General features: G+C 60.6%; 9 protein-coding genes, 1 tRNA gene and 2 pseudogenes. 8 read left to right on the top strand and 4 right to left on the bottom strand.

Annotation, left to right across the window (positions count from 1 at the left end):
- Positions 1-177: 177 nt before the first annotated feature.
- Positions 178-1,071, bottom strand: coding sequence for a DMT family transporter (locus F3J20_RS24315; RefSeq protein ID WP_167040423.1), 894 nt, complete (start codon positions 1,069-1,071; stop codon positions 178-180).
- A 472-nt stretch (positions 1,072-1,543) separates the two neighbouring features.
- On the opposite strand from F3J20_RS24315, the gene acs reads away from it, so the two are divergent.
- The 4 genes from acs (at position 1,544) to F3J20_RS24335 (ending at position 6,345) form a co-directional block, all read left to right on the top strand.
- Complete coding sequence (gene acs / locus F3J20_RS24320; RefSeq protein ID WP_167284760.1) at positions 1,544-3,526, top strand: acetate--CoA ligase; 1,983 nt, start codon at positions 1,544-1,546, stop codon at positions 3,524-3,526.
- Positions 3,527-3,744: 218 nt separating this feature from the next.
- Positions 3,745-4,149, top strand: coding sequence for a DUF4212 domain-containing protein (locus tag F3J20_RS24325; protein WP_167284761.1), 405 nt, complete (start codon positions 3,745-3,747; stop codon positions 4,147-4,149).
- Positions 4,150-4,153: 4 nt separating this feature from the next.
- A complete protein-coding gene (locus F3J20_RS24330; RefSeq protein ID WP_167284762.1) occupies positions 4,154-6,184 on the top strand; it encodes a sodium:solute symporter family protein in 2,031 nt (676 codons plus the stop codon).
- A 70-nt stretch (positions 6,185-6,254) separates the two neighbouring features.
- Positions 6,255-6,345: transfer RNA gene (locus tag F3J20_RS24335), tRNA-Ser, on the top strand.
- A 352-nt stretch (positions 6,346-6,697) separates the two neighbouring features.
- On the opposite strand, the gene F3J20_RS24340 is transcribed toward F3J20_RS24335, so the two are convergent.
- Together F3J20_RS24340 and F3J20_RS24345 are read right to left on the bottom strand one after the other, a co-directional pair.
- Entirely contained in the window at positions 6,698-7,336 is a 639-nt protein-coding gene (locus F3J20_RS24340; RefSeq protein ID WP_167284763.1) for a glutathione S-transferase family protein, read from the bottom strand.
- Between the two features lie 516 nt (positions 7,337-7,852).
- The gene (locus tag F3J20_RS24345) at positions 7,853-9,073 is read right to left on the bottom strand and encodes a transglycosylase SLT domain-containing protein (RefSeq protein ID WP_167284764.1); all 1,221 of its coding nucleotides are present in this window, start codon (positions 9,071-9,073) and stop codon (positions 7,853-7,855) included.
- A gap of 602 nt (positions 9,074-9,675) precedes the next feature.
- Here F3J20_RS24345 and F3J20_RS32245 point away from each other — a divergent pair.
- The 4 genes and pseudogenes from F3J20_RS32245 to F3J20_RS24360 form a co-directional block, all read left to right on the top strand.
- Positions 9,676-9,921, top strand: a pseudogene (locus F3J20_RS32245) (hypothetical protein); the annotation flags it as partial.
- Positions 9,918-11,228, top strand: a pseudogene (locus tag F3J20_RS24350) (lytic transglycosylase domain-containing protein); the annotation flags it as partial. The pseudogenes F3J20_RS32245 and F3J20_RS24350, both read left to right, overlap by 4 nt.
- Before the next feature lie 15 nt (positions 11,229-11,243).
- A complete protein-coding gene (locus tag F3J20_RS24355; RefSeq protein WP_167284765.1) occupies positions 11,244-11,600 on the top strand; it encodes a lysozyme inhibitor LprI family protein in 357 nt (118 codons plus the stop codon).
- 8 nt (positions 11,601-11,608) lie between these two features.
- Positions 11,609-11,860, top strand: a complete 252-nt coding sequence (locus F3J20_RS24360; protein WP_167284784.1) for a PAAR domain-containing protein — start codon at positions 11,609-11,611, stop codon at positions 11,858-11,860.
- A 5-nt stretch (positions 11,861-11,865) separates the two neighbouring features.
- Here the strand turns inward: F3J20_RS24360 and tssF are convergent, their stop codons facing one another.
- Entirely contained in the window at positions 11,866-13,695 is a 1,830-nt protein-coding gene (gene tssF, locus F3J20_RS24365) for a type VI secretion system baseplate subunit TssF (RefSeq protein ID WP_345889918.1), read from the bottom strand.
- Positions 13,696-14,410 lie beyond the last annotated feature (715 nt).

Consider the following 14,410-nt stretch of genomic DNA (forward strand, 5'->3'; position numbering starts at 1 on the left):
GCGTCTCGGGCAGCGGGCCCGAGCGCTTACCCGGCACGCAGGCCAGGCGCCGACGACGCGGTGCGCGGCCATGAAGGGCCGCAAACTCGCATCGGGCGCGCTATTGTACAGCGTCGGTCGGATCGGCCGCCGCATGGCGGGCAGATGAGCGGCGCCGGGGCCGCCGGGCGGGCGGCGCTACGAGGCGACCGGCGGCACGCGCTTCGCCTTGAGGCTCGCGAGCCCGATGCCGGTGATCACGCAGGCGAGCGCGATGCCGTGCGCGAGCGTGGGCCGCTCGCCGAGAAACACGATGCCGTAGAGCGCCGCCGCCACCGGCAGCACCGCGCTGAAGACGCCCGCGAGACTGCCGGGCACGTGGCGGATGCCTTTCATCCAGAGCCAGAACGAGAAGATGCTGGCCGACAGCCCGTACCACAGCACCAGCATCCAGATGCTCGCCGGCACCGCGCGATAGTCGAAATGCGCGAACGTGCCGATGCCGAGCGGCAGCATCAGCAGCAGGCCGAACAGGTGGGTGTAGGCGCAGATGTCGAGCGGCGCGAGCGTTTGCGTGAGACGGCGCGACAGGATGATATAGACCGATTCGCAGCACACCGCGCCGAGCACCATCAGGTTGCCCGCGAACGAACCCGGGCTGCCCGCGCCCTTGTCGGCGTGCGCGAGATTGATCACGACGACGCCGGCGATCGCCAGCGCGATCGACGCGAGCGCGCGGCCATTGGGCCGCTCCTTGAGAATCAGCCACGACAGCAGCGCGACGACCGCCGGAATCGTGCTCGTGATGACCCCGGCCGCGACCGCGCTCGTGCGCGCGACGCCGTTGAGCATCAACAGCGTAAACCCGAAGGTGCCGAACAGTGCCTGCAAAAACAGGTTGATCCATTCATCGCGCTTGACGCGGCGCAGTTTGGCGACGCGCAGCAGCGGCCCCAGCACGGCCATTGCGATGACGAAACGCAGCAGCGCGAACAGGGGAACAGGGACGAAGGCGACGATCGATTTGCCGATACCGACATTGCTGCCGACGAGCAGCATCGAGGTAATGAGAAGCAGGGCGTAGCGATTCAAGCTGGAATCCGGGCGGCTAGTTCAGTTAGCATTGTAAGAGACCGTGCGAGCGAGCGTAAAGGGAAGGACGGGCAACCACGAGCAACTGCGGCGGGGCGCTGCGGCGGCGTGGCGGGTGCCCGGCCAAAGCGTTGCATGCCTGCGGGGCCGCGGTATGCGGCGTGCTCGTCGCATGCAGCACTCGATGCGCTAACGCAGCATGCCGCGTCCGGCGTCTAAGGGTTTTCGCCTGTGTGCCGAAGCCGCGCGCGTAAGTGGCCGGTAAGTTGCAGCGCTTATGTTTGAACATCAGCGTTCAGGCGCAACGGCCGGCCTGCATGGCGCGCATGAATGCTGCGTTGCCGCACGGGTACGCGTGACGGCATCGCGGCATGGCATCGCAGCACACGGTCGTTCGTTGCGGCTTCAACAGGATAGGGCGCGCCTGCGCGCCGGTCAGGGTTTTACGTTTATTTTCACCAAGGGGCTGTCGATGTCTGCGATTGAATCGGTTCTTCAGGAAAGCCGCGTTTTTCCGCCCTCAGCCGAAACGGCGAAGGGCGCCACGATCTCCGGCATGGATGCGTACCGGGCGCTCGCCGCCGAAGCGGAGCGCGATTACGAAGGCTTCTGGGGGCGTCTCGCGAAGGAGACGCTGAGCTGGCACAAGCCGTTCACGAAGGTGCTCGACGAATCGAAGGCACCGTTCTACGCGTGGTTCGAAGACGGCCAGCTGAACGCGTCGTACAACAGCCTCGACCGTCACGTCGAGGCTGGCCATGGCGAGCGCGTCGCGATCGTGTTCGAGGCCGACGACGGCGCCGTCACCAACGTCACCTATCGGGACCTGCTGCAACGCGTATCGCGCTTTGCGAATGCGCTGAAAAAACGCGGCGTGAAGAAAGGCGATCCGGTCGTCATCTATATGCCGATGTCGATCGAGGGCATCGTCGCGATGCAGGCCTGCGCGCGCATTGGCGCGACGCACTCGGTGGTGTTCGGCGGCTTCTCGTCGAAGTCGCTCAACGAACGGCTCGTCGATGTCGGCGCCGTCGCGCTCATCACGTCCGACGAACAGATGCGCGGCGGCAAGGCCTTGCCGCTCAAGAACATCGCCGACGAAGCGCTCGCGCTCGGCGGCTGCGAGAAGGTCACGAGCGTGATCGTGTACAGGCGCACCGGCGGCAAGGTCGCATGGAACGAAGGGCGCGACCTGTGGATGCACGAACTCGCGCAGGCCGAGTCGGATCAGTGCGCGCCCGAGTGGGTCGACGCCGAGCATCCGCTCTTCATTCTCTATACGTCGGGCTCGACCGGCAAGCCGAAGGGCGTGCAGCACAGCACCGGCGGCTATCTGCTGTGGGCCGCGCAGACGCTGAAGTGGACCTTCGACTGGAAGCCGTCCGACGTGTTCTGGTGTACCGCCGACATCGGCTGGATCACGGGCCATAGCTACATCACGTACGGACCGCTCACGCTCGGCGGCACCCAGGTCGTGTTCGAAGGCGTGCCGACGTATCCGGACGCCGGTCGTTTCTGGCAGATGATCGCGAAGCACAAGGTCACGCTGTTCTATACGGCGCCGACCGCGATCCGTTCGCTCATCAAGTTCTCCGAGGCCGATGCGAAAGTGCATCCGAAGAGCCACGACCTGTCGACCTTGCGCATCATCGGCACGGTCGGCGAGCCGATCAATCCGGAAGCGTGGGTGTGGTACTACGAGAACGTCGGCGGTGGCCGCTGCCCGATCGTCGATACGTGGTGGCAGACCGAGACCGGCGGCCACATGATTACGCCGCTGCCGGGCGCGACGCCGCTCGTGCCGGGTTCGTGCACGCTGCCGCTGCCGGGCATCATGGCGGCGGTCGTCGACGAAACCGGCCAGGACGTGCCGAACGGGCAGGGCGGCATTCTGGTCGTGAAGCGTCCGTGGCCCTCGATGCTGCGCAACGTGTGGGGCGACCCGGACCGCTACAAGAAGAGCTATTTCCCCGAGGAACTCGGCGGCAAGCTCTACCTCGCCGGCGACGGCGCGGTGCGCGACAAGGAAACCGGCTACTTCACGATCATGGGCCGCATCGACGACGTGCTGAACGTGTCGGGCCACCGGCTCGGAACGATGGAGATCGAGTCGGCGCTCGTGTCGAATCCGCTCGTCGCCGAGGCTGCCGTGGTGGGGCGTCCCGATGCGACGACCGGCGAAGCGGTGTGCGCGTTCGTCGTGCTGAAGGGCGCGCGTCCGCAAGGCGAAGAGGCCACGAAGCTCGCCAACGAACTGCGCAACTGGGTCGGCAAGGAGATCGGTCCGATCGCGAAACCGAAGGACATCCGCTTCGGCGAGAACCTGCCGAAGACGCGTTCGGGCAAGATCATGCGCCGTCTGCTGCGCTCGCTCGCGAAGGGCGAGGCGATCACGCAGGACGTGTCGACGCTCGAGAATCCGGCGATTCTCGATCAGCTCGGCGAGTCGCTTTGACGCGGCGTTGGGGATGTCATGAGCGGGGCTGTGCAAGCGGGCGGCGGGCGGGTGTCAGTCTGCCGGTCGATCCGCTTGCGCGTGCGATGCGCGGCCCCGTTCGCTGCTGATTCGAATAGCCGGGGTCAAGCGAGCCGGAGCGAACCAACCCGCTTGACCGGCATCCTCGCGCGGACAATCCCGATTGCCTCGCCGATACCTTTTTGATACATAGGCGCATGGCCGCGCCGCACCGTCCCTCTCACGCCACGCTGAACCCCGCGCCCGAACCGCCACCGGTCTCGGCGGCGATGGCGCTTGCGCATCGCAAGTACTGGCGTTTCAATCTCGCGCTGATCGCCGCGCTGATGACGCTCGGCTTCATCGTGTCGTTCGTCGTGCCGCTGCTCGCGCCCGCGCTCGAACAGGTGCGCGTCGCGGGCTTCAGGCTGCCGTTCTATTTCGGCGCGCAGGGCGCGATCCTGATCTACCTTGCGCTGATCGTCGTGTATATCGTGCTGATGCAGCGCGCCGATCGCCAGTTGCAGCGCGCGTTCGAAGCGGACGCGACGCAGCGGGCCGCCGCCGATTCCACCGCGAACACCACGGCGGGCGCGAGCGCGCCGGCCGCGCGCGGACGCTGAGCCGATGAACCTCGCGAACCGGCTCACGCATCGGCTGATCCGCTCGTACGCGTTCTATACGCTCGGCTTCCTGCTGTTCGTCTACGTGATGTGGCGCATCGAGCGCCGCACGGGGCCCGGCGTGTGGATCGGCTATGTGTTCCTGTTCGTGCCGATCGCGGTGTATGCGGTGATCGGCGTGCTGTCGCGCACGTCCGATCTGGTCGAATACTACGTGGCGGGGCGGCGCGTGCCGTCGGCGTTCAACGGCATGGCGACCGCGGCCGACTGGCTCTCGGCCGCGTCGTTCATCGGCCTCGCCGGCTCGATCTACGCGACCGGCTACGACGGCCTCGCGTATCTGATGGGCTGGACCGGCGGCTACTGCCTCGTCGCGTTCCTGCTCGCGCCGTATGTGCGCAAGCTCGCGCGCTACACGATTCCCGATTTTCTCGGCACGCGCTTTTCGAGCAACGCGGTGCGCGGCCTCGCGGCGCTCGCCGCGATCCTGTGCTCGTTCGTTTACCTGGTCGCGCAGATTCAGGGCGTGGGTTTGATCGCGACGCGCTTTATCGGCGTCGATTTCGCGGTCGGCATTTTCTGCGGACTCGCGGGCATTCTCGTGTGCTCGTTTCTCGGCGGTATGCGCGCGGTCACGTGGACCCAGGTCGCGCAGTACATCATCCTGATCGCGGCGATCCTGATCCCGGTATCGATGATCGCGCACAAGGACGGCCTCGGCTGGGTGCCGCAAGTCAGCTACGGACGCTTGATGGAGCGCATGGAAGGGCTCGAGAAACAGGTGCGCGACGCGCCGCTCGAACAGCGCGTGCGCGACGACTATCGACGCCGCGCCGCGCTGATGCAACTGCGGCTCGATATGCTGCCGCAATCGTTCGTCGACGAGAAGCAGCGGCTCACGCAGGAAGTCGCGGATCTCCGCCGCCACAATGGTCCGCTGCGCGAGATCAAGGAGCGCGAGCGCGCGCTCGAACAGTTTCCGCGCGATGCCGCAGCCGCGCAGATCGTCTGGACCCAGCAGCGCGACGACATGCTGATGCGTGCGGCCGCGCCGGTGCCGATGCACGAACCGTTTCCCGCTGTCGGCGACGAAGACCGCAGCACGCATGTGCGTAATTTTCTGTCGCTGCTGCTGTGTCTGTCGCTCGGCACGGCGAGCCTGCCGCATATTCTCACGCGCTACAACACGACGACGTCGGTTGCGTCGGCGCGCCGCTCGGTCGGCTGGACGCTCTTTTTTGTGGCGCTGTTCTATCTGACCGTGCCGGTGCTGGCCGTGCTGATCAAGTACGAGATTCTGACCAGTCTCATCGGCCATCACTTTGCCGATCTGCCGCAATGGCTTACGCAATGGCGCAAGGTCGAGCCGAGCCTGATCAGCCTCGCCGATACGAACGGCGACGGCATCGTGCGCTGGAGCGAGATTCAGATGCAGCCGGACATGGTCGTGCTGGCGGCGCCCGAGATCGCGGGGTTGCCGTATGTGATGTCGGGCTTGATCGCGGCGGGGGCGCTGGCGGCGGCGCTGTCGACCGCCGACGGTTTGCTGCTGACGATCGCGAACGCGCTGTCGCACGACGTGTACTACCACATGGTCGATCCGAATGCGTCGAGCCAGCGGCGCGTGACGATCTCGAAGATTCTGCTGCTCGGGGTGGCGCTGTTTGCGTCGTACGTGGCGTCGTTGAATACGGGGAACATCCTGTTCCTCGTCGGCGCGGCGTTTTCGCTGGCGGCGTCGAGCCTGTTCCCGGTGCTCGTGCTCGGCGTGTTCTGGAAACGCACGACGCGGCTCGGCGCGGTGGCGGGCATGGTGGCGGGGCTCGTCGTGTGCATCTACTACATTGTCTCGACCTACCCGTTCTTCACGCAGATGACGGGCTTCACGGGTGCGCGCTGGTTCGGCATCGAGCCGATCAGCTCAGGTGTGTTCGGCGTGCCGGCGGGGTTTCTGGTGGCGATCGGGGTGAGTCTGATCGATCGCAAAGCGGATGCTTATACGATCGCGCTAGTGGACTATATTCGCCATCCTTAGGCGGTTTGCGAGGACGTGGGGCAGGGGTGTAGCGGAAGGCGCGAAGTTTGCTATAATTCGGCTCCCCGCCGGAGAGATGGATGAGTGGTTTAAGTCGCACGCCTGGAAAGCGTGTATAGGTTAATAGCCTATCGGGGGTTCGAATCCCCCTCTCTCCGCCAGCGTACCCTTATAAATCAAGGCTCTAAAATCACGCTGCGATTTATTCAGCTATTTGGGGCTTGTTTCGGCTCTGAATCGCACGGCAATCGCAGCATGTCCGCTGCAAATTTTTCCACCGCTCTACCTCCTGCATCTGGGCCCGCGCCTGGCATCCAACGTGCGTCAATACGTACCGCGGTGTTCTGATTAGCGTGCCTCATCTGTCGAGCTACCCACATGGGATGCTCTCCCGCTGAAAGCATCATGGACGCGTACGTATGCCGGGTCCGGTATGGCTTCCTGTACCTCACCTTGGCTTGCTTAAGGGCGCGCGTTCACTCAGGATTTCCGCGACAAAGAGCGGTCAAAAGCTTAGCGCCGGGCCTTGCCTGCCGCAGCGAAGTGCGCCATCTGATCGGCATAGGCTTTCCTGAACGCGGGGCGCTCCGTGATTCGAGCCACATAGGATTCCGCCGCCGGTCGATTTCCGAAAGAGCGAACTTTTGCAACGCGGAGAACATCGGCCATCAGCAGGTCCGCGACAGTGAACCGGTCGGCGGCCAGCCATTCTCGCTCCCTGAGGATGCGCTCCATGTGGTCGAGGCGGCTTTCCAGCCAGCCGGTTAGACCGTTGTCCTTAGCGCCGGTCACTTCCAGGAACCACCAGGGAACTGACACCATCTCGATCGAGTTGAGTGCGGCGATCGTCCATTGAAGCGTTTGGGCTTCTCCGACAGGATCGCGCGGTATGAGTTTTTCGCTTTTTCGGGCAAGATGCAGCAGCCCCGCGCCACTCTCAAAGATTTCGATATTGCCATCCGTCAGAAACGGAACCTGCCCGAAAGGCTGACGGTCGAGATGGTTTGTCTCGCGACCCTCGAACGGGATAGAGCACACATCATAGGCAAGGCCTGCTTCCTCCGCAGCCCATCGCAAACGTAGGTCGCGCACAAATCCACGGGGGCCTTCGGGTACCCAATCAAGCGTCCAGATGGTTAATTTCTCGGCCATAGTCATCAGCTCGCGACAGTGCAATCGATGCTCAAATAGAACGGGATTTACGCGGTCGCGCAAATTCCGATTAAAGCGACGGTTTTGCGCCTGATTTTTGCTCCGTCGCAGAATAGGGATTGTTGCGACGGATGCCAGTCTGGCATTGAGCCGCTCGGCCTGAGTTTCAAGTCCTACGGGTACCCAGTCACGAGAGGGTTATAGCGTAAACGAATTGCCCACTTTCGTCATTCAAGGTCCACCGGGACAGAACATCAAAACCCCGTCAATCCAATGATTGACGGGGTTTTTGTTTTTCGGCTCAGCAATCGGTTATCAAGCCGGCTAGCAAACCGTCACCCCTATTCGCGAATGCAGATGTGGGGTCGCTTCGACTCATTGTGCGGATGCGCTTGCCTGCATCTCACGGGTGATGGCGCGACATGCCTTCAGATGGAATTGTCCCCGTCACTCAGAACACTCGAACGCCGTCAGGTCGATGGCACCGCAGCCCCCGCGTTTCTACGCTGCGGAGGATCACTTCGTGACGTACCACAGGGCGCTTGTTCCGGGGGAGGCTGCCGGTGGCTTGGATGCCGGCATATGGCTGGCGTCCGTCCTTTGTGCCGCTTGCGGCGCCGTTTGCTGTGCGCTCACCGGCAAAGCCTGCGGCGTCCCCATGGTGGCCTGCGGCGCAGGCAAAGTCGCGGCAGGTATTGGGGCTGTCTTGGCCGTTGACGACGTGGTGATGTACCAGAGTGCATCCGTCGACGCCCCGGCTGCCCCGCGCGCCGCAGCGGTCTTCGAAGCAGCAACCACGCCGGCTGCCGATGCCGCCATGGCCTGCGCCTGCGCAGTCGCCGTTCCAGTTGCTGCGCCAACGGCTGTCCGTTGTGCAATAGCTTCGGCTGAGCCGATCTGGAAGATCAGCTTGCGCTCCGGCGACGAAATGATCGCGTAGGGCGGTTGCGCTTCCCAGCGCAGCACGACACGTCCGCGTGGCGTATCCGCGAAGATGGCCGGCACGTGTTTCAGGTCGCCGAACTGGACGTAGACCTTGGTTCCGTCGTCGAAAACCTGCACGGGTTTCGCCGCATCCGCTCCGGTTATGGTCCAGCCGAAGTTATAGGAGCCGGGCGTAGCCGGCGCAACGGCAGACGCCGCCGTTGCCGGAGCCGGTGCGGCTTGCACACCTCGCGGCGCGCTCATCTTGACCTGGTTGACCTCCAGGGGCGCGAAAGGGTTGTACGTTTCGGGCGGAACATAGGACGGCGGAAGAATGGGCATGGGCGAGTCCGGCGAGCTGGCGATGGATTGCGCGGTGGCGTACACCTTGCGGGCATAGGCGAGCCGCTTCTCGGGCGACGATGCGTTATAGGCGCCAATCGCGCTCCACGTCGGGCCGTACTGCCGGATATTCTCCGAGAGTATCCATGCGCCCACATACGCATTCGTACACGGATCGAACAGGCTCTGCTCCGAAATGCCCTCGCGAGCGAGCCGCGGCAGCCACGAGCTGTTGATCTGCATGAGTCCGATATCGAACGTTCCATCGCTGTTGCGGTTAATGACGTGGGTTTGCGTACCCGATTCGACCTGGGCAATGGCACGCATGAGACCCACGTTGACGTGTTGAAACGATGCCGCATCGTCTATGCAGTCGGCATGGGTAATGGCGGGTATCGCATACAACATCGCGATCTGAATCAGACGCGAGCGCAGACATGGGGTGAGAAAGGCAAATTTTCGATGCTGCATGATTTTATTGGCCGGTGCGAGTGGAATAGTTCGCGATATTCACTGCGTCCATCACGTTCTATTCGCTTGAATTCTTCATCTCGCACCTGATTTCCGCAGTGGGATTTTATCGAAGAATTGAGGCACTGAATCGTGCCGGACAATAGGGATTGTTAAATGGCGGAGTATCTGCCGTGCATATCGGGCGTTGAGTGCTGGACCGGAAGCTATTGATGTGAATGGGGCAATTCATATAGGTCACTGCATTTCTCCGATTCAGGATACGCCATCTGGAATAGTCGGATACCGGTGACAGGCCTCAAAAAGGACGCTTCGATATTCCCGTTTGCACCGGCCGGTTGGACGCGAAATAAATGCCACTTGCATCAACTGGATGTGCCGATGCCGTAACTGTCAAGAATCATCATTGCTCTACAGTCATGCAACACTGGTTTTGATATTATCCCTGCGCGATGAGGCAGGGTTTTTCGCTGCTTTGTCTTATTTGCCGACGGACAGATTATCCGGTCAAATTTTCCTTTTTCATCGAATAAAACACGCGGTGCCGGCCACTTGCAGTTGCAGTGGCCGAATGCGCAATTCAAGCACGAACGGGGTAACGCATGGCTTCCCAGGCACTGGACACGGCGCTGAACACCGGCTACGCGCAAGCCGATCGTCTTGCCAAACTCGACACGCCGGTTGGTAAAGACTGGCTGGTTCCTTTGTATGCCAAGATCAATGCCCGGCTCGGACGCAACTACGAGGTGACCGTCGATGCGGCGTCGACTTACGACACGCAGATCAAGCTCGGTGCGCTGATGCTGCAGGCCGTCACACTCTGGATCAAACAGACGGACGGCAACTATGGGTTGACGCAAAACTCGCGAACACGACGACCACTGCTGTCGTCAGGGGATGGACAAATTTCCCGCTGAGTTTTTCCAACGCGAAGGGGCCGGGCGCGGACTTCCGCGATGTATTCAGGCGCGTCGATCTGAGCAAGCTGGGTGCTGGTAATCTCGCGATTGACGACAAGGGCAACCACTGGTGGAACATCACCATCGGAGCCAAGGACGGATCAACCCGGCAAGGCTGGGTGTGCGAAGATAATCACCCGCTTACTCGGATGTGTGGTCCGTGGGACTGGCCGGGCTTCGAACTGGTCGACAATAGCAGCTTCAAGCCTGTCGATATGCTCAAGCGATACATTTACGCATCGGAACAGTTTTTGGTTGGCGAAGACAAGTCGGAATTTGAACCGAGTGCCTTGATGGTGAATGCAGGGGACTTAATCACCCGGCTCGAGAAGGCAATTGACGCGAACCATGATGGCAAGGTGACGGCGCAGGAGTTGCAGCACGCGCAGGAAACGCCGTGGATGGCCGACGCAATTTCACATCTGGTGGTGCGATCTGAGAGCGAATGGGGCGGCGGTCTCGGCAAGTGGGAAGAACTTTCGCCGTTGATGAAAAAGCTACTATGGCTGTGGAAGTCGGAGATCGAGCGAATCGGGAAGCTGCAGTGGTGGGATCAGGCAGTAGGGATTGAGGGTTTCCCGAAAGACCCGACGCCGTGGCATTTCCATCCGGTTGGAATCGTCGGGAATTTTTCATCAAATGGTGATCAAACAAGAATTCTTCGATTGTCTGATCAAGATGTAGATGATCTGATTAAAGTAACCGCAACTGAGGTTGCAACGAGCTTGGATGACGACAATTTAGGAAAGCAGGCTGGGGCGGTTGTTGACACCATATTAAACCGCGTGATGTCTGGGCGTCAAAACTGGGGCACTATTAGAGGTGTAATTAATGAAAGATGGCAATTTTCAGATATTAATGCTCCGAGACCGAGTGCTTATGGGAGTGTGCAGAATGTTCCCGAGAGTCGAGTTCCTTCGAGGGTAAGGGCTATGGTTGTCGCTCACTTGCAAGATAGGGCTAACGGGGGAGCTTCTCTAGTTGGAAATAATCTGAGTTATGCGAATCCGTATGTTTTAGATGAGGCCTCGGACGCAACAAGAGCGTGGGTTGAAGATGTCACGCATCAAGCAAACATTACTGGGTACAGGTATGGGGCGGGGCATGCGGTTCATGTGCACGGAACAACGCAAGGACTGATGCCTTTTAGGCCAACTCCGTATGCCATAGAGCTTCCAGAGTCATACAATCATTAATCTGTTGAGGATTCTGTGAAAAAAATAATTTTTTGGGTGTTTCTATTGCTGCCTCTAAGTTCGTTTGCTGAAGCGTGCGCCGGCGGTGGGAATGTATATGATGATTTGTCTTGTGCAAACTTTAATCTTGACAAATCAAAGAAAGAACTTAATGTGATTTATCAGAAGCTATATGCGACCACGCAATACAAGAGTGAGTTTGAGCAATCGCAGAAGGCTTGGCTCAATTATAGGGAAAAGCAGTGCAATGTTTATATTGCAGTCGAGGCTTCGCAATCTCAAGGGGCTGGCTCTAGCCTAATTACAAAAGACTGTCTCGTTACGATCACCAAACAGCGAGTTGATTATCTGAAAACTCTTCTCGAGAAATAGTGGCCGATATGATGAATTTAATACGTATCGACGACGACACCGACCATGGCGGCAAGGTAGAAACCGGCTCAACAAGCATGCGCTTCGAGGGACGCTATGTCGCGCGCAAGGGAGACCGCGTCTCCTGTCCGCAGCATCCCGACGTGTCGCCAAACGTGATCGAGGAAGGCGATCCAACGATGAAGGACAATGGTATTCCGATTGCCCGGCACGGTCACCGGGCAACGTGCGGCTGCCATCTGATATCAAGCCTGATCTGACAGCCTTACAGCAGGTGCAGGCGCCCGGCGCGGAACGGGCAGCGCCGGATCTCCGAGCCGTTCGATTTCGAAAGCACGACGAGTTGCGTAAAGCTGGTCGTTGGCGCGTAGCGTGCAAAATACCGGTCGATGACACCGATGAAGGCAGCCATGCTGTGCTCGGCGAACGCGTGTTCGTCGAGTGAGAGCGTGATTTCCAGCCCCGATACGATTGACGAATTCGGCTTGCCGGGAAACATCTGCTGCAACCTTCTCCCGCGCACAAACGACACTGCATCAACGTGCTGCACCTGCGCGCCTGGCGGCATGCATTGACGCAGGATTCGCGTGAGTTCGGCCCATCCCTCGGCGCCCAGTTGGGTCGGATTCGGCGTCGTCAGCGCAATGACGCGCATGCGCGCATCTTCCTCGTTCACCGGGCGGAACGTGTGCGTCGGCTTGCGCAGCAGTGTGACCCGGCTCGCCACCGAACCCTTTTCATTGCGCAGGTCCCCGGCCGGGTCGCCGATACTCAGGTGCGCGGGCAGATCGCGATTGGTGCACGTCACGTCGATCTGGATTTGCTCGGGGCATTGCTTGGCCGCTTTTCCGTCTTCCTGCAGCAGGATCAGTGACGTTTCGTGACCCGGATGGTTGCGGGCCTGATATTCATCGGTTCGCTTCAGCCAGTAACGTCCGGGGGGGCCTGGTTTCGCTATCGTGTGTGCGAGTGCGTTGTAAGGCGGAATCACTTTCCCGCCCACCGCATCGCGGACGTTGTTGATCGCGTAGATTTCGTGGGTCGAAGGCTTTTGCGGCACTGGCACGACCGGGTATTCGACGAGGAGTTCTTCGCGCCGGGCTGTCACATCTACCTGCTCGAACAGGTTGACGACAGGCGTACAGAACAGTCGGAAATGGTGTCGCGACAGACCGGCGAGGGCTTGCGCCGGGCGGCTGTCGGGATGCAGGCTGGCGGTGAGATGCAGGGTGAGGCGACGAGCATGGCGCGTCATGCCGGAGCGCAGCAGCGCGGCGGCGTTGATATCGACGAAGTCGAACTTCTGCGGGAAGGCGGTGTATTCGAGCAACGGGCGCACGAATGATTCGGCGGGGCCGTCGTCGGGCAGTAGCGCGTCTTCGGCCGCAAAACCTGCCGCCGTCAGCGGAATACGATCGAGCGGCGTCCAGTGTCCTGAGCCGTCAGCTTCGACGAATGCCTGCCGTGTGCGCAGCAGCAGTGTGTCGCTCAGTGCCGCGACAGTCTGAGGTTGTCCGGTCAGATGAATGCGGACGACGCCCGGCATGGCAGCGGCGAGTCCCATTCCCACGCTCGATGGTTCGAACGTAATGGACACAATCAGGGTGGTGTCGGGCGACAGGCTGGCGCGGTTTGGCGCAACCGTGCCAGGAGACACGCGCGCATCCGCAATGCGGAAAGGCGCAGCCGTTACGTCGTACGCCGTGCGAAAGCGCAGCCCGCCGTCGGGGCTCGTCAGTGGTGTCCCGCGCTTGATGACAACCGGCGCAGATGGCGGCTCGACAAACTCAAGACGCGCAATAGAACTGGCGGGAAAGGGGCGCAGGTAATGCGGGTGCAGTATATCCAGCAGGGCTCCCGAAAATTGCGGTGCACCGTTTTCCAGTTCCAGGCGAGCGCGCGCGGCGAGCAACGCGAACGCGTGCATGAGCCGTTGCACGTACAAGTCTTCGGAGTCGCTACCAGAGATACTTAGCCGCGCGGCGGCCCGGGGGTACTTTCGGCCGAATCCGTCAAGCTGGTTGCCGAGCAGACCGAGTTCCTGTTCGTAATAGCTGCGTAGTTTTTCAAGCATATCGGGTGCGGCGTGGTCCACGCGGCTTTATTTACTCCGGCCGCCATGGTAGCCGAAGGTTGCCCGTTCAACGTTTGTCGGGCCTGCGCCGCCGCATTGATCGCTTCTGCTGCCATCGGGCCGCTGCCGAATTGCTCAAGCAACTCGGCGAGAATGACAGGCATCCAAATGAATGACCTCTTCCACCGGCAGCGAATTTCTTTCACTCATTTCAATTCAATTCGATTACGAATTTCGCTACTGCACCTACCCATCCGCCACACAAATACATTGAATAGGCCATAACAGACCGATCCTCAATTTGCATCCGCGCTGTCCGCCGCCGACTATACAGGGTCGAAGTCCGAAAGTTTCGCGCGTATCAGACTTCTGATCCTCTGTTGATAGTACGAATCTTTGCGAGCTCTTTCATTCTGAGCAAGATATAACCTTTTTGGGATGCAACTGTCGTTTTTTCTAGGCTGCTCGGCATGTTCGGGGTACGATTTACGCCGGTTGCAGCGTTTATGGGAATATTTTTCCGTAAAATGACACTTTTATTTTGTAATCGGTAAAGTTTTCGCGAGTTTGTAGTCGCGAGCACTTGCGCACCAGCACCTGTCAATCTGGACCATCGCGAAAAGCGGTTTTCGCGAGCCCCGGTCCAATCGGACATCAGAGATGTGCGTTCCCAGCACTTCAGGACAGCGCGCTTTCAAGGGTTGACGAGTTATTTCCTCAAGCCTTTTTGCACTGT

It is taken from the genome of Paraburkholderia sp. Cy-641 (assembly GCF_011752945.1).
Taxonomy (GTDB): Bacteria; Pseudomonadota; Gammaproteobacteria; order Burkholderiales; family Burkholderiaceae; genus Paraburkholderia.

Bases quoted from the DNA above. Each gene is read 5' to 3' on its own strand.
- acs (WP_167284760.1), top strand. From the start codon at position 1,544: ATGTCTGCGATTGAATCGGTTCTTCAGGAAAGCCGCGTTTTTCCGCCC.
- F3J20_RS24345 (WP_167284764.1), bottom strand. From the start codon at position 9,073: ATGCAGCATCGAAAATTTGCCTTTCTCACCCCATGTCTGCGCTCGCGT.
- F3J20_RS24360 (WP_167284784.1), top strand. From the start codon at position 11,609: ATGATGAATTTAATACGTATCGACGACGACACCGACCATGGCGGCAAG.
- F3J20_RS24340 (WP_167284763.1), bottom strand. From the start codon at position 7,336: ATGGCCGAGAAATTAACCATCTGGACGCTTGATTGGGTACCCGAAGGC.
- F3J20_RS24325 (WP_167284761.1), top strand. From the start codon at position 3,745: ATGGCCGCGCCGCACCGTCCCTCTCACGCCACGCTGAACCCCGCGCCC.
- F3J20_RS24330 (WP_167284762.1), top strand. From the start codon at position 4,154: ATGAACCTCGCGAACCGGCTCACGCATCGGCTGATCCGCTCGTACGCG.